Genomic DNA, 21,663 nt, shown 5'->3' on the forward strand with positions numbered 1-21,663 from the left:
GATGACCGGGCGCGATCCCCACCAGCGCGGTCGTGTGGCGACCACACTCGAGCTCTTCTTCGACCTCACCTTCGTGGTGGTGTTCTCCCTCGGCGGCGTCCAACTGGCGCACTACCTGTCGATCGGCCACTTCAGGACCGCGACGCTGGCCTTCGCCTTCTGCGCGCTGGCCGGAATCTGGGCGTGGATCAACTTCACCTGGATGTCATCGGCCTTCGACACCGACGACTGGCTGTTCCGACTGGTGACGATGCTGCAGATGGTGGGCGTGTGCATCCTGGCGCTGGGTATCGAGCCGGTGTTCCGAACGGTCGACGCCGGCACCTTCGTCGACAACGAGATCATCGTGGCCCGATATGTGGTCATGCGCGTGGCGCTGCTGTTCCAGTGGATGCGCGTGGCGGTGCAGAGCGAGGAGTACCGAGCCACCGCGATGATCTACATCGCCTCGATCACCGTCGCCCAGATCGGCTGGATCATCAGCGCGGTCGCGCATCTGTCGCTGGGGAAGATGGTGGTGGCCGCGGCGATCCTGTGGGTCGTCGAGCTGGCCGGGCCGGTACTGGCCGAACGACGGAAGTCCACGCCGTGGCATGCCCACCACGTGGCCGAGAGATACGGACTGCTGGTCATCATCACCCTCGGTGAGGGCATCGTCGGGACGGTGACCGTGCTGCAGGCCGTGGTCGGCGACTACGGCTGGTCGGTGGACGCCGCGGTCTTCGGTCTCACCGGCATCGCCATCAACTTCTGCATGTGGTGGATCTACTTCGCGATACCGACCGCTGACATCCTGCACGCGCACCCGGAGAAATGCTTCCCGTGGGGGTACGGCCACGCGGTCGTCTACCTGGCGATCGCGGCCTTCGGCGCCGGGCTGCATGTGGCGGCGTTGCAGATCGAACACGAGGCGACGATCTCCACCTGGGTGGTCACCGCCACGATCGCCGGACCGGTGGCGGTCTATCTGCTGTCGATGCTGGCGATGTACGGCTACCTGGTGGGCGCGAGTGTGCGCACCACCGCCGTGTTCGTGGCCGCACTGGCGTTCCTCGTGCTCTCGGTGGCGATCACCTACTGGGGCACGTCGGTGGTCGCGGCGATGATCGTGATCGTGATCGCGGCGGCACTCGTGGTGCTCTACGACGAACTGACCGAGGCGCACGACCGTGCGGAGAAGTTGTCACCCGAATTGTCCTCGGCCGGCGCGTCGGGAGTCTCCTCGGCCGACGGCTGAACCAGTCACCGGCCGGGTGATCTGTTCGGCGACGTGGCGGCGTGATTTGACGGCAACCGTCGTGGTCTATTGACTTTTCAGGGTGACACGCAGATTATCGGCGGCCGCACGCCGCGCGCAGCTCGTCGAGACCGCCATCGGCATCGCCGAGGATTCCGGTGTCGCGTCCATCCGGTTGCGCGATGTCGCCACCAAGGCGGACGTGTCGCTGGGGACACTGCACCATTTCTTCCCCTCGAAATCCGAGCTGATGACCTCGGTCGCGCGTGCGCTGACCGACCAGCTGTCCGCCGCCATCACCTCGGCCGACTGGTTCGACACCTGGGGCGTTCGTGGCGTCGAGGGCCTCAACCAGCTGATGTCGATGTCGCTGAGCGCGCTGTGGCAGACCGTGGAACAGACCCCGAACCGGCAGCTGGTCACCTACGAGATGACCACCTACGCACTGCGCGCCGGCGATGAGACCGATGTGGCCGGCATCGCCCGCCAGCAGTACGCCGACAACACCACCGAAGTCGCGCAGATGCTGGCGGCGATGGCCGAGGTCACCGGGACACGGTGGACGGTGCCCCTCGATCATCTCGCCCCGCTGGTACTGACCTTCATCGACGGCATGGTGCTGCGGTGGCTGGTCGACCACGACGCCGCCACCGCCGAGACCATGCGGGCGATGGTCGCGCGGTTCATCGAGTCGCTCGCGGTGATCGACGAGTCGGCAGCACTCGATGCCGACGACACCTTGTCGCCGCAGTCGCCCGCCGAGGGCGGACTCGGGCCGACCATCGGCTCCGATCCCGACGACTCGTATCTGTGATCCGCCGGGCTCGGCCGGCTGGCTGGTCTCAGGTGTGACCGCACCCACGTTGACCAGCGATTGGTCACCGTCACCGCGCTCGACCGCCCCGGTGATCAGCGGTCACGATCTGCCAACGATCCGGATTCGGGTGAACTCCATAGTCCAGACAAGGTCTTGATCGCACTCTCACCATCGGCCACACTGACTGACTGGTAGGCCGGGAAACCGGACCGGGGGTCACTATTTGATAACGAAAACGGGTATCGTACGACTCGATATCTGATCAGGTACATGAAAGTGACGTGACAATGCAGTTGGTGAGCACTTCACCCCGTCGGTCCATCCGGCTGGCCACCATGGTGGTGGCCCTGGTCGCGGCGATTGCGGCCGCGCTGGTCGGTGCCGGCACAGCCTCGGCATGGGGACCGCCCGCCAACCAGGCCCCGACCTTCCGTCAGGACTACATCAACGGCTACGGCATGCCGAGTCCGCTGATCCGCACCTGGGCGGCCCAGGGCGTCGACCGCACCAAGGCACCGACGGTCATCTTCCTCGACGGCCTGCGCGCCACCAACGACTTCAACGGCTGGGAGCGCGACAGCAACGTCGCCTACCTGTCCAAACACGGCTACAACGTCGTGATGCCGGTGGGCGGGCAGTCGAGCTTCTACGCCGACTGGCAGCGCCCGAGTTCGAGCGCCGGTCAGAAGTACGCCTACCGCTGGGAGAGTGTGCTCACCGGGAGCCTGCCCGACTATCTGACCAGGCGCGGCTTCTTCAACCGCACACTCGTCGGACTGTCGATGTCGGCCTCGCAGGCGGTGATCGTCGCCAACAACAACCGCGACAAGTACGCCCGCGTCGTGTCGATGTCGGGCTTCCTGCACACCACCGCGCCGACCATGCCGTCCCTGCTGCGTGCCGCGGCGTGGGATTCGGGCCACTACAACCTCAACGACATGTGGGGGCTGTACCCGAACATCGACTCGTTCACCCACGATCCGACCCTCAATCTGTACAAGATGGGCGGGCTGCACATGTGGATCTACGCGGGCACCGGCGTATGGGGCAACCACCAGCCTCCGGGGGCCAACAACCTCGACTTCCTGACCACCGGGCTCAACTCGACGGCGATCGAGTCGGTCTCGCGTGAGCAGTCGGGTACGTTCGCCACGATCGCTCCGGCAGCCGGCGTCATCCTGCGCACCTCCTTCCCCGGAGTGGGCACCCACGCCTGGGGCTACTGGCAGGACCAGATCTGGTACATCGCCAGCACCGGGTGGTTCTACAACGGCTGACCTGTCACCGCCGGCCACCCACCCGGCAGACTTCCCCGACGTCCCGAGGGCTCTCTTCACAGAGGCCCTCGGGACGTTTTTTTGGCCTGTGCCTGTCCACATCCCGGGGTGTGCCACGGGCTGCCCGTCCCCATCCAGTGCACGCACCCCCGCCACACGAGCCCCCCAGAGACGAACCCCCACCACACGAACGCCCAGCACACGAACGCCCCAGCACACGCATGAGGGGCGCCACCTGAATGAACAGGTGGCGCCCCTCCGTGCTGCCTGTGCAGCGGGCTACCTACGTGGGCTCGGCTCGCTCAGGGAATTCCCCTCGCTCAGCCGATTCCCTCAGCGGTAGTCGCTGGAGAACCCGTAGTCGTCGAGCGGAACCGCAGCACCCGACGGAGCTCCGAAGGTTCCGTCCGGGCTGTAGTAGGTGTCGTCGTAGGACGGCACCGCGTACGCCGCGGCACGTGCCTCTTCGGTCGGCTGGACCTCGATGTTGCGGTACCGGTTGATGCCGGTACCGGCCGGGATCAGCTTGCCGATGATCACGTTCTCCTTCAGACCGATCAGCTTGTCGCTGCGGCTGTTGATGGCCGCATCGGTCAGGACACGCGTGGTCTCCTGGAACGACGCCGCTGACAGCCACGACTCGGTCGCCAGCGAGGCCTTGGTGATACCCATCAGGACCGGACGTCCGGCTGCGGGCTCGCCACCCTCGGTGACCACCTTGCGGTTCTCCGCCTCGAACTCCGCGCGCTCGACGAGCGAGCCCGGCAGGAATTCGGTGGCTCCGTGATCGATGATCGTCACGCGACGCAGCATCTGACGGACGATCGTCTCGATGTGCTTGTCGTGGATCGACACACCCTGGCTGCGGTAGACCTCCTGGACCTCGTTGACCAGGTGCACCTGCACCTGACGCGGACCCATCACGCGCAGAACCTCGTGCGGGTTGGCCGAGCCCTCCATGAGCTGCTGGCCCACCTCCACGTGGTCGCCGTCGGCGAGCAGACGCTCGGAGCCGTCCTCGTGCTTGAACACACGCAGACGCTGGCGCTTGGAGATCTTGTCGTAGACGACCTCTTCGGATCCGTCATCGGGGATGATCGTGATCTTGTAGAAGCGATCGTCGTCTTCCAGACGCACCCGTCCGGAGACCTCGGCGATCGGGGCGACGCCCTTGGGGACACGCGCCTCGAACAGCTCCTGGACTCGCGGCAGACCACCGGTGATGTCGTCACCGACGCCACCCTGGTGGAAGGTACGCATCGTCAGCTGGGTGCCGGGCTCACCGATCGACTGGGCGGCGATGATACCGACGGCCTCGCCGATGTCGACGAGCTTGCCGGTGGCCATCGAGCGGCCGTAGCAGTGCGCACACACACCGGTGCCGGTGGCACAGGTGAGGACCGAACGCACCTTGACCTCGGTGATGCCCGCATTGAGCAGCGCCTCGATCGCCGGGTCGCCTAGGTCGTGTCCACGCTCGACGATGACGTTGCCGTTCTCGTCGACCGCGTCGGCGGCCAGGGTGCGGGCGTATGCGGAGGTCTCCACATGCGCGTCGCGGACCATCGAGCCGTCCGGCTGCTTCTCGCCGAGGGTGACGAGGATGCCGCGCTCGGTGCCGCAGTCGTCCTCGCGGACGATGACGTCCTGGCTGACGTCCACCAGACGACGGGTCAGGTAACCCGAGTCGGCGGTACGCAGTGCGGTGTCGGCCAGACCCTTACGAGCACCGTGGGTGTTGATGAAGTACTCGGCCACGGTCAGGCCCTCACGGAAGGAGGACTTGATCGGACGCGGGATGAACTCACCCTTCGGGTTGGTCACCAGACCCTTCATGCCCGACAGGTTGCGCACCTGGGTCATGTTTCCGGTCGCACCGGACTTCGGGATCATGGTGATCGGGTTGTCGTCGGGGTAGTAGTCCTCCATCGCCTTGCCGACTTCCTCGGTGGCCTGCTTCCAGATTTCCACCAGGGCGTCGCGACGCTCGTCGGGCGTGAGGGCACCGCGCTGGAACTTCTTCTCCAGCCCGTCGGCGCGAGCCTCGTAACGCTCGAGGATCTCGGCCTTCTGCGGCGGCACGAGCACGTCGGCCATCGACACGGTCACACCCGAGCGGGTGGCCCAGAAGAAGCCGACGTCCTTGAGCTTGTCGACGGTCTGGGCGACCACGATCATCGGGTAGCGCTCGGCGAGATCGTTGATGATCGCCGCCTGACGCTTCTTCGGCATCTGCTCGTCGATGTAGGGGTAGTCAGCGGGCAGCAGCTCGTTGAACATCACGCGACCCAGGGTGGTCACGGTCTCCCAGGCATCGCCGTAGGTCCAGCCGTCGGGGAACTGCTCCGCCTCGACGTCGGCCGGCGGGCGCTGCTCGGTCAGGCGCACCTTGATGCGCGACTGCACGGTCAGCACGCCACGGTCGACGGCCATGATGGCCTCCGACGGGCTCGAGTAGACACCGCGCTCGATGTCGTCGTCGGTCGCCTCGGTGTACTCACCTGCCGCACCCTCCTTGAGGGTGGTCAGGTAGTACAGACCGGTCACCATGTCCAGACGCGGCATGGCCAGCGGGCGACCCGAGGCCGGCGACAGGACGTTGTTGGAAGACAGCATCAGGATGCGTGCCTCGGCCTGCGCCTCCGCACTCAGCGGCAGGTGCACGGCCATCTGGTCGCCGTCGAAGTCGGCGTTGAAGGCCTCACACACGAGCGGGTGCAGCTGAATGGCCTTGCCCTCGACCAGCTGCGGCTCGAATGCCTGGATACCCAGACGGTGCAGGGTCGGAGCACGGTTGAGCAGCACCGGGTGCTCGGCGATGACCTCTTCGAGGACATCCCACACGGCCGGACGCTGACGCTCGACCATGCGCTTGGCGCTCTTGATGTTCTGGGCCTGGTTGAGATCGACCAGACGCTTCATCACGAACGGCTTGAACAGCTCGAGCGCCATCAGCTTCGGCAGACCGCACTGGTGCAGCTTGAGCTGCGGACCGACCACGATGACCGAACGGCCCGAGTAGTCGACGCGCTTGCCGAGCAGGTTCTGACGGAAACGACCCTGCTTGCCCTTGAGCAGATCGCTCAGCGACTTCAGCGGGCGGTTACCCGGACCGGTGACCGGACGACCACGACGGCCGTTGTCGAACAGCGCATCCACCGACTCCTGAAGCATGCGCTTCTCGTTGTTGACGATGATCTCGGGCGCACCCAGATCGATCAGTCGCTTGAGCCGGTTGTTGCGGTTGATGACGCGGCGGTACAGGTCGTTGAGGTCCGACGTCGCGAAGCGGCCACCGTCGAGCTGGACCATCGGACGCAGCTCCGGCGGGATCACCGGAACGGCGTCGAGGACCATACCCAGCGGCGAGTTGCCCGACTGCTGGAAGGCGGCAACCACCTTGAGTCGCTTGAGCGCACGGATCTTCTTCTGACCCTTGCCCGAGCGGATGGTCTCGCGAAGCTTGTCGGCCTCGGCGTCGATGTCGAAGCTCTCCAGGAGCTTCTTGATCGCCTCGGCACCCATCGCACCGGTGAAGTACTCACCGAAACGGTCCTCGAGCTCGCGATAGAGCTTCTCGTCGATGATCAGCTCACCGGGGGCGAGCTTGACGAACTTGTCCCAGATCTCGTCGAGGGTGTCGAGTTCACGCTGTGCGGAGTCGCGGATACGACGCATCTCACGCTCGGCCGCATCGCGGACCTTGCGCTTGGCGTCGGACTTGGCGCCTTCCTTCTCCAGCTCGGCGAGGTCCTCTTCGAGCTTCTGCGAACGCTCGTTGAGGTCGACGTCGCGCTGATCGGCGACAGCCTTCTTCTCGACCTCCATCTCGGCCTCACGGGTCGAGAGCTCGGCATGACGCAGCTCGTCGTCGACGGAGGTGATGACGTAGGCGGCGAAGTAGATGATCTTCTCGAGATCCTTCGGAGCCAGGTCGAGCAGGTAGCCCAGGCGCGACGGGACGCCCTTGAAGTACCAGATGTGAGTGACCGGGGCGGCCAGCTCGATGTGGCCCATCCGCTCACGGCGGACCTTCGAGCGGGTCACCTCGACGCCACAGCGCTCGCAGATGATGCCCTTGAAGCGCACACGCTTGTACTTGCCGCAGTAGCACTCCCAGTCGCGAGTCGGTCCGAAGATCTTCTCGCAGAACAGGCCGTCCTTCTCGGGCTTGAGCGTGCGGTAGTTGATGGTCTCGGGCTTCTTGACCTCACCGAACGACCAGTTGTGGATATCGTCGGCCGTGGCGAGGCCGATTTTCAGTTCATCGAAAGAGTTGACGTCGAGCACTATGTACCTTTCAGTTGCTCAATCAGTCGAAAAAAGAAGGTCAGCGGCTGATGCCGTGCGCGGGCGCTCCCCCAACGGGTTGTGCGCCCGCGCCCTGCATCAGTTGGCCAGATCGTCGACGGTGGCCGACTCGTTGCGCGAGAAGTTGATGCCCAGGTTGGCGCTCACGCGCTCCGGGTAGTCATCGTCACCGTCACGCATCTCGATGGCCGCACCGTCGGAGGAGAGCACCTCGACGTTCAGGCACAGCGACTGAAGTTCCTTCAGCAGCACCTTGAACGACTCCGGGATACCCGGCTCGGGGATGTTCTCGCCCTTGACGATCGCCTCGTAGACCTTCACGCGGCCGACCACGTCGTCGGACTTGATGGTCAGCAGCTCCTGCAGCGTGTATGCCGCACCGTAGGCCTGCATCGCCCAGCACTCCATCTCACCGAAGCGCTGGCCACCGAACTGGGCCTTACCGCCGAGCGGCTGCTGGGTGATCATCGAGTACGGACCGGTCGAACGGGCGTGGATCTTGTCGTCGACCAGGTGGTGCAGCTTGATGATGTACATGTAGCCGACCGACACCGGGTACGGGAACGGCTCGCCGGAGCGACCGTCGAACAGCGTCGCCTTGCCGTCGCCGTTGACCATCACCTCGCCGTCGCGGTTCGGGAGCGTCGAGGACAGCAGTCCGGTCAGCTCGCCCTCGCGGGCACCGTCGAACACCGGGGTGGCGGTGTTCGTGTTCGGCGGGACCTCGTACATGTCCTCACTCAGGCCGTTGGCCCACTCCGGGACACCATTGGCCACGTCGATCTTCCAACCGCTCTTGGCGATCCACCCGAGGTGGGTCTCCAGGATCTGGCCGATGTTCATACGACGCGGCACACCGTGGGTGTTCAGGATGATGTCGACCGGGGTGCCGTCGGGCAGGAACGGCATGTCCTCCTGCGGGAGGATCTTGCCGATGACGCCCTTGTTGCCGTGGCGGCCGGCGAGCTTGTCGCCGTCCTGGATCTTGCGCTTCTGGGCCACGTACACGCGGACGAGCTCGTTGACACCCGGGGGCAGATCGTCGTCGTCGTCGCGTGAGAACACGCGGACGCCGATCACCTTGCCGGTCTCACCGTGGGGCACCTTCAGCGAGGTGTCGCGCACCTCGCGGGCCTTCTCGCCGAAGATGGCGCGCAGCAGGCGCTCCTCGGGGGTCAGCTCGGTCTCGCCCTTCGGGGTGACCTTGCCGACCAGGATGTCGCCGTCGCGGACCTCGGCGCCGATGCGCACGATGCCACGCTCGTCGAGATCGGCGAGGACCTCGTCGGAGACGTTCGGGATGTCACGGGTGATCTCCTCGGCACCGAGCTTGGTGTCGCGGGCATCGATCTCGTGCTCCTCGATGTGGATCGAGGTGAGGGTGTCCTCCTCCACGAGCCGCTGGCTCAGGATGATCGCGTCCTCGTAGTTGTGACCCTCCCACGGCATGATCGCCACGAGCAGGTTCTTGCCCAGGGCCATCTCGCCCTCGTCGGTGCACGGACCGTCGGCCAGCACCTGACCGGCCTCCACACGCTGACCCTCGTCCACGATCGGACGCTGGTTGGCGCAGGTGCCGTGGTTGGAGCGGGCGAACTTGCGCAGACGGAAGGTGTCACGGCTGCCGTCGTCGGCCATCACGGTGACGTAGTCGGCGGAGACCTCCTCGACCACACCGGACTTCGAGGTCACGATGACGTCGCCGGCGTCGACCGCGGCACGCAGTTCCATACCGGTGCCGACCAGCGGCGACTCGTTACGGACCAGCGGCACGGCCTGACGCTGCATGTTCGCACCCATCAGGGCGCGGTTGGCGTCGTCGTGCTCGAGGAACGGGATCATCGCGGTGGCGACCGAGACCATCTGGCGCGGCGAGACGTCCATGTAGTCGACCTGGGTCGACGACACGAACTCGACCTCGCCACCCTTCTTGCGCACCAGGACGCGCTCGTCGGTGAGCCGGTCGTCGGCGTCCATCGGCGAGTTCGCCTGGGCGATGACGTGACGGTCTTCCTCATCGGCGGTCAGGTAGTGCACCTCGTCGGTGACCTGGCCGTCGACGACCTTGCGGTACGGGGTCTCGATGAAACCGAACGGGTTGACCCGCGCGTACACCGACAGCGAACCGATCAGGCCGATGTTCGGACCCTCAGGGGTCTCGATCGGGCACATGCGGCCGTAGTGCGACGGGTGCACGTCGCGCACCTCGAGGCCGGCACGCTCACGGCTCAGACCGCCGGGGCCCAGCGCCGAGAGACGACGCTTGTGGGTCAGACCCGACAGCGGGTTGTTCTGGTCCATGAACTGCGAGAGCTGGCTGGTTCCGAAGAACTCCTTGATCGCGGCCACCACGGGGCGGATGTTGATCAGGGTCTGCGGGGTGATCGCCTCGACGTCCTGGGTGGTCATGCGCTCACGCACGACACGCTCCATACGCGAGAGGCCCACGCGGATCTGGTTCTGGATCAACTCGCCGACGGTACGCAGACGACGGTTGCCGAAGTGGTCGATGTCGTCGACCTCCACCGGGACCTCCACGCCGCCGGGGACGGTCATGTAGGTGGTGGTGTGCGGATCGGCCTCGTGCAGGCGGACCAGGTACTCGACGGTGGCGACGATGTCGTCCTCGGTGAGCACGGTCGAGCCGGTCATCGGGTTGTCGGTCAGACCGAGCTTCTTGTTGAACTTGTAGCGACCCACGCGGGCGAGGTCGTAGCGCTTCTCCTTGAAGAACAGGTTCTCCAGCAGGGTCTGCGCGGACTCCTTGGTCGGCGGCTCACCCGGACGCAGCTTGCGGTAGACCTCCAGCAGGGCCTCGTCGGTGCCTGCGGTGTTGTCCTTCTCCAGGGTCGACATCATGATCTCGGAGAAGCCGAAGCGCTCGGTGATCTGCTCGGCGGTCCAGCCGAGGGCCTTGAGCAGCACGGTGACCGACTGGCGGCGCTTGCGGTCGATGCGCACACCGACGGTGTCGCGCTTGTCGACGTCGAATTCCAGCCATGCACCACGGCTCGGGATCACCTTGACGCTGTGCAGCGTCTTCTCGGTGGCCTTGTCGATGTTGGAATCGAAGTACACACCCGGGCTACGGATCAGCTGGCTCACCACGACACGCTCGGTGCCGTTGATGATGAAGCTGCCCTTGTCGGTCATGATCGGGAAGTCGCCCATGAACACGGTCTGCGACTTGATCTCACCGGTGTTGTTGTTGATGAACTCCGCGGTGACGAACAACGGCGCCGCGTAAGTCATGTCCTTGTCTTTGCACTCCTCGACAGAGGCCTTCACCTCGTCGAAGCGAGGATCGGAGAAGGACAGCGACATCGACCCGGAGAAATCCTCGATCGGCGAGAGCTCGGAGAGCACGTCTTCGAGGCCACCGGTCGGGTTCTCGTCACCGCGCGAGATGGCGCGGGCACGCCACTCGGGGGAGCCGACGAGCCATTCGAACGACTCGAGCTGCAGGTCGAGGAGACCGGGAACCTCGAGGGGCTCGCTGATCTTGGCGAACGAAGCACGGCGCGGAGCGCCGGGAATGCTATGGGTTGAGGTGGACTGGCGGGTGACTGCCAAGATGCGTCCTTCCAACACGAACGTTGTTTACCTTGCGGTTGTGGCTTGATGTGCCGTTCGCTGCTGTTCGACCTTGGCATTCACACTCGAACCGTGGGATTCCCGAATCCGACTGCTGGGCAGGAGACGGAATCCACCGGTGGTCCGGTACTGATCGTGAGATGGACAGGAGGCAGCCAGCGCAACGTCCAACTGTACCAGAAGAAACACGGGACTTGTCAACACCGTGCGGAGAATGGATGACCGCAAGTGGCTGCCTGCGCTTGTCATCGCTGGCAATAGCGTGGACCGCGCGGCGCCGATCGTCAAGAGGAACGCGCCACTTTCCACCAAAATTTCCTCAGACGCCCCTCAGGAGGCCCGACAAACGCCTGGTCAGAACTGATCGAAGTCGCTGACGAGCCACTTGCCGTCGACCTTGGTCATCGTCGCCTGCACGCGCACCACGCCACTCTGACCGGAGATCCCGTTCGCCGAGGCGCTCACCACCATGTTGGACAGCACAGTCGCGGTGTCGCCGGTGATGGACCGGACACCGACGGTGTCGACATGGCAATCGACCTGTCCGGCGGTGTTGCCGTTCTTCTTGAGCAGATCGCGATAGGCGGGCAGGTAGGTCTCGAGGTTCTTGGCGGCCTTGCCGACGAGGTTGGCCCGCGCACTCGCGGCCCACTTGTCGAAGTCGCCGTAGTTGACCCCGAACACCGAGCAGATGCGGGTGGCCGCCTGCCCGGCTACCTCACTGGTCAGCGACCGGTCGACGAAGGCAGTGTTCTTGGGCTCGTCGACGCCGGGCTTGAATGCCAGCACGATCGCGGCGACCGCGGCGAGCACTGCGACGGTCGCCACCACGGCGAGGCGCTTGACCGTCCAGAACGGTGTGCGCTCGCGGGACCTCCCCGACTTCCCGGCACGTGCGGTGTCTTTGGCCGAGCCGGACGCCGCGGTACGGGGGGTCGGGCTGATGGTCGCCGCCTTCACCGGGGGACGGCGCTTACCGCTCGGGCGGCTCGCAGTCGCGGCAGTCACGGCCTCGGCCTCGGTGACGTCGGGGGTGTCGGTGACGTCGGGGGTGTCGATGGTGCCTGTCGCGTCTGCGGCATCGGTACCGTCGGCACTCTCGGCGCTGCTGGAGATGTCTGCGGTGGTCGCGGACTCGGAGTCGGGGCTATCGGTGTCCGGTGTCCGGGCCGCCTGAGCCGGCGGTGCCGGAGCCTGGGGTGCCTCAGACTGCGGTTCCGACGTCTGTGGCACCTGAGTCTGGGGTGGTTGGGTCTGTGGCACCTGAGTCTGGGGTGCCTCATCAGCCGACGCGCCTGACCGGGAATCGCCGCGCCCCTGCCGATTCGCCCCGGCCGCGGGCCCACCGCGCCCGGCGACCCGCGGGGTGCGGCGGGGCGGCTCGTTGTTCTTCCGACGTCCGGCCATCAGTTGCCCCCTCCCGTCGTATCGCCCTGGGACGTATCACCCTGGGTGGTATCGCCCTGGGACGAATCACTGGTGGCCGGGGCCGGGCTCGCAGGTGTGGCGCCGGTCGAGGAATCCGATCCGCTGTCGTCGGTGGGCGTGGTGTCGTAGCCGTCGAGGCTGGTGATGGTCTTGGCCTTGTAGATGCCGCCGTCGCGCTGCACCGCGACCAGGAAGCCCATCGTCTGGCTGGTGCTCGCCTGGTTGGGACGTTGTGCGGTCACGTTCACATAGACCAACGCCTTGCCGGTGTGGTTGCCGTGGTCGAACTCGGTGAGTCCGCTGCGCGCGACGGTCGAGGTCAGCGTCCCCGCATTCGGGCCCGCCTTGGCCAGCTGGTCGAGTCCGCTCTGGGACAGCTGCTCGGTCACGTCGCCGATCAGGGTCGAGGCGGCACGCTTCCTGAACCCATCGACATCGCCGGGGTTGATGTTGGTGACGTTGAGCATCGCCTGCTCGGCTCCCTGCAGCGCCGAATCGCGGTCGTCGGCCACCGAAACGGTGTTGCGGGCGTCCACATAGTCGTAGATGGCGTAGCCGAGGCCGGCGAGCGCCGCGAGCATCGCGATCGTCACCACCACCCCCGCCGCGGTGAGCCGCGATCGCTTGGAGCGCGTCGAACCGGACTGGTTCTCGCCCTCGCGCGCAGAGGTGTCCCAGGCGCTCGTCGTGGCCGTATCCGGCGCAGACTTCTCTCGCCTTCTTCTAGCAAACATCGTGGGCCACCTTAACGAGCCGATCTGAGTGGATTCTGTGTGGGCGCGCACCGGCCGGGACTCCCCGCCCGTCCGCGACCCGTGGCGCAGGCCGTGTCACTGAGCCGGACGCACACCCAGCAACGCCGACAACTGTGTCGCGATCGGGTTGAGGTTCAGTGCGTCAGGCGCCTTCTTGGGCGTGGAATCCCACGGCTGGGCGTAGTTCGGATTGGCCAGCACGGCACGTTTGGCGCCGCGGACATCGGTCGGATTGCCCTGGGCCACCTGACAATTGGCGTTCGTGTTGAACGGGAAGTCATCGTAGTTGATGTCGAAGTCAGGGTTCTTGGCCTTGATCTCGTCGATCATCTTCGTGGTTCCCTCATACCCGTAGGTACACGTCGGCGGATTGTTGGTCTCGAGGACCACACCAAAGTGGATGGTGCCATCACCGGGCGCGGTCGAGTAACTGCCCGCCGACAGGCCGGCCAGCATCGACAGGAGCGGTCCGACCGCGAAGTAGGTCGGCGCGGTCTCACGCACATCGGCGGCGAGATCACGAACAACGGTGGTGATGTCGCCACCCGAACGCTCCAGCAGCGCCGAGAGCTGCGTCGCCGACAGGGCGCCGGTGGTGAGCAGACGGCGGATGTCGGGATCACTCGACGACAGCTGCCGCGCGACCAGATTGATGTTCTTCGACCAGCTGAGGATCTCGTCGGATTGATCGGCCTGCGTCGTCAGAGCGGTGTCGCTGTTGCGCAACAGCGAGATGGTGGCGGGCAGGTTGTCCAAACCGGCCTTGGACAGGTTCGACAACGAGTCGACCAGCTTCGAGAGGTTCTCCCCCTGGCCGCCGATCCCCTTGGACAGCTCGGTGACAACGGTGTGCAGGTCGTCGACCGGCACCGACTTCGACAGGTCGATCGCCGACTTGATCACGTCGTCGAGCGGCGTGGGGATCTGCGTGTCGGTGATGAGCGACCCGCTCTTGAGGTAGGGCCCCTGGGCAGACTTCGGCCGCAGGTCGACGAACTGTTCACCGACCGCCGACCGGTTGGCCACCACGGCCATCGCCGAGGCCGGGATCTTCGGCCCCGACGAGTTCAGGTCGAGGTCGGCCCGCACGCCGTCGGAGGTCAGATGCAGTTGCCCGACACGTCCGACCGGCACACCCTGGTAGGTCACCTCGGCGTTGGTGAAGATACCGCCCGAATCCTTGAAGTCGGCCTTGACCGTGTACACGGTGAGCCCGGTGATGCGCCCCACCTGCACATACGTCAGCGCCGCGTACACGATCGCCACGATGCCGACGATCGCGAAGATCACCAGCTGCCACTTCGCCAGACGCGAGATCATCGGCCGCCACCCCCGCCCGTGAGCATCGCCAGCGGACCGGTCAGGAAGGACGTGTCACTGGCGGGCTTGGGCAGCAGCTTCGCGGCCTGGCCGTTCGTCCTGTTGGGGACGGTGGCCTTGCCGGGCGTGGCGTTGGGGATCGGCAGCAGCGTCACCGTCGGCCAGCCCTTCCGCGGCCCGTTGCCGTTGATGTAGGGGTTCGACGGGTCGACGGCGGGTTCGGGGCCCGAGCCCACCGTCTGATAGCGCGGCTCACCCTGTCCGACGCCGAGCGCCTCGAGCGAGTTGAGCAGCCGCAGGTCCACCGACAGGAAGACGTTGGCCGAGTCGCCCTTCACACCCGGCAGCAACGCGTCGGGGAACGGGTAGGTCAGCAGCAGCGGACTCGCCGTGATGATGTCGGGTGCCGACTGCGCCAGTGCCTGCAGGGTCGGACGCAGCGCCCGCAGATCGGTGATGAGCTCCTCACGCGAGCGCGCCAGGATGTCGGTGCCCACCTGTCCGAGCTTGTCGAGCTTCTGCAGCAGGGTGACGAATTGCGGACGCTGACTCTCCAGCACCGCCACGCCTGCGGGCAGCTGGTCGAGGATGCGGTCGATCTGGGCCGTCTGCGCGGCGGTCCGGGTGGACAGCTGCGCCAGCCCGTCGATCGCGCCGACGATGTCGTCCTTCTGCTTGTTCAGCCCGTCGATCAGTGTGGCGGTCTGGTTCAGCAGCGACCGGGCACGGTCGGCCCGGCCGTCCAGAGCGGTGTTGAGCTCCTTGATGATCGGCGTCAGCTGCGCCAGACCACCACCGTTGAGCAGCAGCGACAGCGCACCGAGCACCTGCTCGATGTCGGTGGCCGTACGGGTGCGCTCGACCCCGATCGGCTCACTCGCGTCCTGACGCGGCAGGCCGGCATTGGACTTGGGGTCGACCAGCGCCACGAACCGCTCGCCGAGCAGGCTGGTCTGCTGGATCTGCGCCTGCGCCTTGTCGGAGAGGTCGATCTTGTTCTTGACCTTGACGGTGACCTGCGCCGACCAGCCGTTGGGTGCGACGCCGATCTTGGTCACGCGACCCACCGGCACACCGTCGACCTTCACCGATGACTGCGGCACGAGGTCGAGGACGTCGTCGAACTGCAGCGTGTAGGTGCGGGGGTTGTCACCCACATCCACGCCGCCGGGCAGCGGCACCGAGTATATGCCCTGACTACACGAGCTGAGCACGGCGACCAGCGCCACCAGTAGTGCACCGGCTGCCGCCCGGATCCCGAGGTCCCGGCGGGAGCGACCGCGCAGGCGCGCGAGCGGCGCGGCGCGGCGGATCGGCGTGCTCATCGCGTACCCACCTCTCCCTGCAGGTTCGGATCCGGGTTACCCGGGACTGTTCCGGGCACGCCGGGCTTCTGGTTGTTCTGGTAGTTGCTGCCGATGCCGAAGGGCAGGTTCAGCGACGGGATGTCGACCCCGTTATTGATCTGCTTGGCCACCCCGGCGCACTGGTCGAGGATCGGTCGCAGCGTCTTGGAGAACTGCGCGAAGGCGGGGTCGCCCGGCTTGAGCCTGCCCAGGTCGAGCAGGTTGCAGGTGGCGCCGGGGAGATCCTGCAGATCCGGGATGTTCACCCGCATCGCGAGGGTGCCCGACTCCGCGTCGTAGGCGTTGATGAGGTTGTTCACCACCAGCGGCAGTTGGGTGAGGATCTCCTTCTGGTACGACTTCGTGTCGGCCAGCGTCTGCGCGGTCGGGATCAGTTCCTTCACCCGATCGCCCAGCGCCTCGCGGTTGTCCTGCACGAAGGTGGCCACATCACCGAGCGCCACCGACAGGCGATTGAGCGCGGTGCCCAGGTCTTGGCGTTCGGAGGCCAGGAAGCTGTTGAAGGAGGCCATCTGGGTGTTGAACTGACGTACCTGCGCATCGTTACGTGCGAGCATCCCGACGAAGACGTTGAGGTTCTTGACGGTGTCGACGATGTTTCCGCGCGATTCACTGAGGGTGTTGGCGGCCTTGGTGAGCTGTTCGATCGTGGTGCCCAGCGCCTCGCCGTTGCCGGACAGGTTCTTGGCACCGGTGCTCACCAGATCCGACAGAGCCCCGTCGGAGTTGGCACCCTGCGGACCGAGTGCGGTCGAGAGCTTGTCGACGCTGGCGTAGAGCTCGTCGACCTCGACCGGGATCATCGTCTGGTCGAGCTGCAGGGTGATGTTCTTGGGCGCCACCGGCTGTCCCGGCTGCCATACCGGGGTCAGCTGGATGTAGCGGTCGGCCACGATCGACGGCGTGACCTGCACGGCCCGCACGTCGGCGGGCAGCTTGATGTCGTTGGCCACGTTCATCTTCACCCGCACTCGGTCACCCTGCGGGGTGACCTCGTCGACCGAACCGACCTTCACACCCATCAGCCGGACGTCGGATCCCTCGTAGATTCCGATGCCGCGCTGGAAGTAGGCGGTGATGTGGGTGCGGTTCATCGCGGTGAACACCCACCACAGCACGCCCGCCGCAATCAGCGCGACGATCAGCGTGATCACCAGGACGACGATGTGGCGCGGGGTGAACCAGCGGCCGGGTCCGGCGACGGCACCCGATTCGGTCCTTCTCATCCGGCAGTCGCCTCCGTTCCGCCGTTATTGAGCAACTTCGTCTTCACCGGCGGGCGCGTGGTGTTCTGCTGTGGCAGTGCCGGCGGGAGGATGTTGGTGACCACCGACTCGAACCAGCGCCCGTTGCCGAGCACGTTGGAGTAGAGCCGGTAGAACGGCGCCATGTAGGTGATCGACTGTTTGAGGTTGTTGTTCTGCCGTTGCAGCAGAGCGGTGACCTGCTTGAGGGAGTCCAGCGTCGGCCCGATCTGCGCCTGGTTGTCGGCGACGATCCCCGAGAGCTGATTCGACAGCGTGATGGTGGAGTCGAGCAGCCGCGAGATGGCCTGCTGGCGCGTGTTGAGCTCGGCCAACAGATCCCCCGCCCCGGCGATCAGCTTCTGGAACTCCTGGTTGCGGTCGGCGAGGATCTTCGAGGTGTCCTTGGTGGCCTCGAGCAGCTTCTGCACCTGCTGGTCGCGGCTGGCGATGGTCTCCGAGAGCCGGGTCAGGCCGTCGAGTGCCGGTGCCACCGACTGCGGGGTGTCGGAGAATGCCTCCGAGAGCGCCTTGAAGCTGCCCGCGAGCTGATCGGTGTCGATGTCCTGCACCTGGTTGGCCACGTCGGAGAACACCGCGATCACGTCGTAGGGCGAGGTGGTGCGGGTGATCACGGTCGTGGGGTCGGCGAGCTTGTCGCCGGCCGGGTCGAGCGCCAGATACTTCTGTCCCAGCACGGTCTTGATCTGGATCGACGCCGAGGTCTGGTTGCCGATCCAGGTGTTGTTGACCCGGAACTTCACCGCGACACGGGTGTTGTTGCCGTTGAGCCCCACCGAGGAGACCTCGCCGACCTTCACACCGGCCACGCGGACCTCGCTGCCCGACTGCAGACCCGCCGCCTCGCTGAAGTCGGCGGTGTAGGTCACCCCGGCCCCGACGTAGGGCAGTTTGGCGAGGTAGAACGCCGACACCGTCACCATCAACAGGATCAGGATGCCCAGGAACCCGATCGTGACCGGGCTGCGCTGTGTACGTAGTGCTGCCATTGCGTGCTACCTCCCCTCAGCCGTTCGGGTTTCCGTTGGCCCAGCACCGGGTGGCGGCGCTGGTGTACAGGACGTGATTGATGTTGGGCAGCGGGATCAGCGGCTGCGTGAGGAGGGTGGACTTGCCGTTGCCCGCCACGATGTCGATACCGCACAGATAGAACTGGAACCACGAGCCGAACGTCGCCGCACGGCCGATCTTCTGCAGCTTCACCGGCAGGTTGGTCAGCGTCTGCTCGATGTCCTTCTGACGGGAGTTGATCACGCCCGAGAGCTGGTTGAGCGCCGAGATCGACCCCTGGATCGACGGCCGCACCGGCCCGAGAATCGATTGGGTGACCGTGGTCAGATTCGACACCGACGTGATCGCCGATCCCACCGAATCGCGCTGCGCGGCCAGGCCGCTGATGAACTTGGAGGTGTTGTCGAGCAACGACGTGAACTGCTTGTCGTGGTCGTTGATCACCCCGAGGACCTTGGTCAGGTTGGTGATGAGCTCACCGATCACCTGATCCTTGTCGGCGATCGAGCTGGTCAGGCTCGCGGTGTCCGACAGCAGCTCCGACAACGACCCGCCCTCGCCCTGGAACACCTTGATGATCTCACTGGAGAGCTTGTTCACGTCGTCGGCCGAGAGCTGCTGGAAGAGCGGCTTGAAGCCGTTGAACAGTTCGTTGAGGTTCAGCGCCGGATGGGTCTGGGCCAGCGGGATCTCCGACCCGCTGTGCAACATCGCACCGGCGATCTGCGGACCCTGCTGCAGCGACACGTAGCGGATGCCGGCGACGTTCTTGAAGCGGATGTAGGCCTGTACGCCGGCGGGCAGCGAGCTGCGGTTGAGGTTGAACGACACCTTGGCGAGATTGCGGTCGTAGACCTCCACGTCGGTGACCTGACCCACGCGCACACCGGCGATGCGCACGTCGTCGCCCTTGTCGAGCAGGGTCGCGTCGGAGAACACCGCGGTGTAGTCGTGGTCGCCGCCGGCGCCGGAGTTGGCGATGGACACCCCGAGCATCGCCGTGGCGAAGACGGTGACCACACCGAAGATGACGAGTTTGATCAGTGGCGAGAGAACCTCTTTCACTTGATCGTCACCTCCGCTCCGCTCATCGCCGGGGCCATCAACGTCCCGATCCAATCCGGTACCTGTCCGGGGTCCTCCCCCGCTTCCGTGGCCACGATCGCCTTCATCGCCAGCCGATTACGCGGGTCGCTGTAGACGCTCTGGCTGACCGTGCCCGCCGGGGTGGGCGAGAACTGCGGCGACTGCAGAGACGGCATGGTGCGCGGTCCCGGGTTGCGCGAAGGCGGCTGGTAGGAGCCGTCGTTGAGCGATCCACCCGGATACTGCGGGAACGGGTGGCCGTTGGTCGGCGGCGAGTAGCAGGTGGGTGGCCGTTCGGTGTCGAATATCCGCGGCTCGTCCTGGTTGGGCAGATACCGTCCGCGCGGGTTCACGAACTGCAGGTTCACGTGCACACCCGGGTTCTTGGTCCCCGACCCGACGATGCGTGAGGCCTCGGGGACCAGGCCCGCGAAGTTCTTGAACGTGCAGCCGAACGCCGGCGAGTACTTGGCCAGTGCGGTCAGCAGCGGTTCGGACTTGATCGTCAGATCCAGCAGATCGGTGCGGTTGGTCTGCAGGAAACCGGTGGTCTCCACCGACGCCTTGGTCAGCGACGAGATGAGGTTGCGCAGGTCGTTCTGCTTGGCCACCAGCGTGTTCGAGGTGGTGCGCAGGGTGTCGAGTGCGTCGATCACATCCGGCAACGCCGTCGAGTAGGTCTTGGAGAAGCTCGCCAGACCACGCAACGTGCCCTGCAGTGCGGGCATGTTCGCATTCACCCGGGAGAAGATCGTGTTCAGCTGATCGATCGTCACGCCGATCTTCTCGCCGTTGCCGTCGAGGGCCTGTGACAGCGCACCGAGGGTCACGTTGAGATCCTGCGGCGGGATCGCCTGCAGCACGGGCAGCAGCTCGTCGAACAGCTCCTGGATCTCGAGCGCGTTGCCCGAGGCGTCCTCACGGATCGTCGAACCGCTCGACAGGTGATCCGACCCGGTGCCCTCCTGGCCGGTGGGCACCTGCAACGCCACATAGCGCTCGCCGAACAGCGTCTTGGGCAGGATGCGCGCGGTGGTGTCGCGCGGCAGCAACGTGGCCTTGTCGGGGTCGAGTTTGAGCTGGACGGTGACCTGGCCGGTGTTCTCATCGGTGCTGATGGTGCCGACCTGACCGACGATCAGCCCTCTGGCCTTCACATCGGCCTTGGGCGGCAGCGAGTTACCTGCCGTGTCGGTCACGAGATCGACCTTGGTGTAGCTGGTGAACGTGTTGTTGAACTTCAGGATGGTGCCCGCGATGAACAGGGCCACCACGACGAAGAACAGCACGCCCAGCAGACGACGACGAACGACCACTGCCCGCTACCCCGCCACTCGCACGGTCGTGGTGGTCCCCCAGATCGCCAGACCGAGGAAGAAGTCGAGCACCGCGATGAGCACCAGCGCCGAGCGCACCGCACGACCCACGGCGACACCCACGCCGGCGGGACCGCCATGCGCGTTGTAGCCGTAGTAGCAGTGCACCAGGATGATCACGAAGGCGAATATCAGCACCTTGCCGAACGACCAGAGCACGTCTTGCGGTGGTAAGAACAGATTGAAGTAGTGGTCGTAGGAACCGGTCGATTGCCCGTTGAACACGGTGTTGATGGTTCTCGACGCGAAGTAGGCGGCCAGCAGACCGAGTACGTAGAGCGGGATGACGGCCACGAAACCGGCGATCACGCGGGTGGTCACCAGGAACGGCACCGACGGCACCGCCATCACCTCGAGCGCGTCGATCTCCTCGGAGATCCGCATGGCGCCGAGCTGGGCGGTGAAGCCGCATCCCACCGTCGCCGACAGCGCCAGCCCGGCGACCAGCGGCGCGACCTCACGGGTGTTGACGTAGGCCGACAGGAAGCCGGTGAGCGCCTGCGAACCGATCTGGTTGAGCGCCGAGTAGCCCTGCAGGCCCACCACGACGCCGGTGAACGCCGACATCATGATCATGACGCCGACGGTGCCCGCGATCACCGCGAGGCCACCGGTGCCGAAGGCGACCTCGGCGAGCAGCCGCAACGTCTCTTTCGGGTAGTGCACCAGGGTGCGCGGGATCCAGGCGATCGCGCGCCCGTAGAACGACATCTGGTCGCCGGCGCCGTCGAGCACCTTCAGCGGCGCCTGCGCGGTCTTGCGTGCTCGGTAGGCCAACAGGTCCGAGCGGCTCTTTGCGATAGTCATCGTCGGGCCACC

The 21,663-nt window shown here is 65.7% G+C and carries 14 protein-coding genes; 3 read left to right on the forward strand and 11 right to left on the reverse strand.

The window, feature by feature from the left end; genetic code table 11:
• The first annotated feature begins 1 nt into the window (after position 1).
• The 3 genes from IEW22_RS11035 (at position 2) to IEW22_RS11045 (ending at position 3,331) form a co-directional block, all read left to right on the forward strand.
• Positions 2-1,237, forward strand: a complete 1,236-nt coding sequence (locus IEW22_RS11035) for a low temperature requirement protein A (RefSeq protein ID WP_188586663.1) — start codon at positions 2-4, stop codon at positions 1,235-1,237.
• Between the two features lie 82 nt (positions 1,238-1,319).
• A complete protein-coding gene (locus IEW22_RS11040) occupies positions 1,320-2,051 on the forward strand; it encodes a TetR/AcrR family transcriptional regulator (protein ID WP_188586664.1) in 732 nt (243 codons plus the stop codon).
• A 299-nt stretch (positions 2,052-2,350) separates the two neighbouring features.
• The gene (locus IEW22_RS11045) at positions 2,351-3,331 is read left to right on the forward strand and encodes an alpha/beta hydrolase (RefSeq protein ID WP_229742479.1); all 981 of its coding nucleotides are present in this window, start codon (positions 2,351-2,353) and stop codon (positions 3,329-3,331) included.
• Between the two features lie 333 nt (positions 3,332-3,664).
• Here IEW22_RS11045 and IEW22_RS11050 read toward each other — a convergent pair whose 3' ends face one another.
• The 11 genes from IEW22_RS11050 to IEW22_RS11100 all read right to left on the reverse strand — a co-directional run bounded on the left by IEW22_RS11050 (position 3,665) and on the right by IEW22_RS11100 (position 21,651).
• Positions 3,665-7,621 carry a DNA-directed RNA polymerase subunit beta' gene (locus IEW22_RS11050; RefSeq protein WP_188586665.1) on the reverse strand — a complete coding sequence of 1,319 codons (3,957 nt, stop codon included), beginning with the start codon at positions 7,619-7,621 and terminating at the stop codon, positions 3,665-3,667.
• 99 nt (positions 7,622-7,720) lie between these two features.
• Entirely contained in the window at positions 7,721-11,233 is a 3,513-nt protein-coding gene (gene rpoB, locus IEW22_RS11055) for a DNA-directed RNA polymerase subunit beta (protein WP_188586666.1), read from the reverse strand.
• 357 nt (positions 11,234-11,590) lie between these two features.
• A complete protein-coding gene (locus IEW22_RS11060) occupies positions 11,591-12,469 on the reverse strand; it encodes a hypothetical protein (RefSeq protein ID WP_188586667.1) in 879 nt (292 codons plus the stop codon).
• 173 nt (positions 12,470-12,642) lie between these two features.
• A complete protein-coding gene (locus IEW22_RS11065; RefSeq protein WP_188586668.1) occupies positions 12,643-13,398 on the reverse strand; it encodes a hypothetical protein in 756 nt (251 codons plus the stop codon).
• A 96-nt stretch (positions 13,399-13,494) separates the two neighbouring features.
• A complete protein-coding gene (locus IEW22_RS11070) occupies positions 13,495-14,739 on the reverse strand; it encodes an MCE family protein (RefSeq protein WP_188586669.1) in 1,245 nt (414 codons plus the stop codon).
• A complete protein-coding gene (locus IEW22_RS11075; RefSeq protein WP_188586670.1) occupies positions 14,736-16,064 on the reverse strand; it encodes an MCE family protein in 1,329 nt (442 codons plus the stop codon). Before IEW22_RS11075 ends, IEW22_RS11070 begins: the two co-directional genes overlap by 4 nt.
• Positions 16,061-17,332 carry an MCE family protein gene (locus tag IEW22_RS11080; protein WP_188586671.1) on the reverse strand — a complete coding sequence of 424 codons (1,272 nt, stop codon included), beginning with the start codon at positions 17,330-17,332 and terminating at the stop codon, positions 16,061-16,063. The genes IEW22_RS11075 and IEW22_RS11080 overlap by 4 nt, the downstream gene beginning before the upstream one ends.
• A complete protein-coding gene (locus IEW22_RS11085) occupies positions 17,329-18,360 on the reverse strand; it encodes an MCE family protein (RefSeq protein ID WP_188586672.1) in 1,032 nt (343 codons plus the stop codon). Before IEW22_RS11085 ends, IEW22_RS11080 begins: the two co-directional genes overlap by 4 nt.
• Positions 18,361-18,376: 16 nt before the next feature.
• Positions 18,377-19,447, reverse strand: coding sequence for an MCE family protein (locus IEW22_RS11090; RefSeq protein ID WP_188586673.1), 1,071 nt, complete (start codon positions 19,445-19,447; stop codon positions 18,377-18,379).
• Positions 19,444-20,784, reverse strand: a complete 1,341-nt coding sequence (locus tag IEW22_RS11095) for an MCE family protein (RefSeq protein ID WP_188586674.1) — start codon at positions 20,782-20,784, stop codon at positions 19,444-19,446. Before IEW22_RS11095 ends, IEW22_RS11090 begins: the two co-directional genes overlap by 4 nt.
• Before the next feature lie 6 nt (positions 20,785-20,790).
• A complete protein-coding gene (locus tag IEW22_RS11100) occupies positions 20,791-21,651 on the reverse strand; it encodes an MlaE family ABC transporter permease (RefSeq protein ID WP_188586675.1) in 861 nt (286 codons plus the stop codon).
• Positions 21,652-21,663: the final 12 nt, after the last annotated feature.

The sequence above is a fragment of the Gordonia jinhuaensis genome (assembly GCF_014639795.1).
Classification (GTDB): domain Bacteria; phylum Actinomycetota; class Actinomycetes; order Mycobacteriales; family Mycobacteriaceae; genus Gordonia_B; species Gordonia_B jinhuaensis.

What these genes read in the sequence shown, in the direction of transcription:
- IEW22_RS11080 (WP_188586671.1), bottom strand. Translation starts at nt 17,332, where the DNA reads ATGAGAAGGACCGAATCGGGTGCCGTCGCCGGACCCGGCCGCTGGTTC.
- IEW22_RS11065 (WP_188586668.1), bottom strand. Translation starts at nt 13,398, where the DNA reads ATGTTTGCTAGAAGAAGGCGAGAGAAGTCTGCGCCGGATACGGCCACG.
- IEW22_RS11035 (WP_188586663.1), top strand. Translation starts at nt 2, where the DNA reads ATGACCGGGCGCGATCCCCACCAGCGCGGTCGTGTGGCGACCACACTC.
- IEW22_RS11070 (WP_188586669.1), bottom strand. Translation starts at nt 14,739, where the DNA reads ATGATCTCGCGTCTGGCGAAGTGGCAGCTGGTGATCTTCGCGATCGTC.
- IEW22_RS11085 (WP_188586672.1), bottom strand. Translation starts at nt 18,360, where the DNA reads ATGGCAGCACTACGTACACAGCGCAGCCCGGTCACGATCGGGTTCCTG.
- IEW22_RS11075 (WP_188586670.1), bottom strand. Translation starts at nt 16,064, where the DNA reads ATGAGCACGCCGATCCGCCGCGCCGCGCCGCTCGCGCGCCTGCGCGGT.
- IEW22_RS11100 (WP_188586675.1), bottom strand. Translation starts at nt 21,651, where the DNA reads ATGACTATCGCAAAGAGCCGCTCGGACCTGTTGGCCTACCGAGCACGC.